General features: G+C 72.5%; 1 protein-coding gene. It reads right to left on the reverse strand.

Translation table 11 applies throughout. From position 1 onward, the window contains the following. Positions 1 to 247: transposase (locus AC0IW9_RS31570; protein WP_471652231.1), on the reverse strand; the 247-nt coding region annotated here is incomplete at both ends.

Here is a 247-nt window from a genome sequence, read left to right on the forward strand (position 1 = left end):
AAGGTCTCCGCCTCGGAGGCGCCGACGGCCATGCCGAGCACCTCGCGTCGGCCGTCGCCGTTGACGCCGCCCGCGATGGTGACGGCGACCGGGATGATGCGCCCGGCCTCGCGGACCTTCACGTCGGTGGCATCGAGCCACAGGTAGGGCCAGTCGCCCTCGATCGGGCGGGAGAGGAAGTCGCCGACCCGCTCGTCGAACTCGGCGCAGAGGCGGCTGACCTGGCTCTTGGAGACGCCCTCCAGGC

This window comes from Belnapia sp. AC561 (assembly GCF_979252845.1).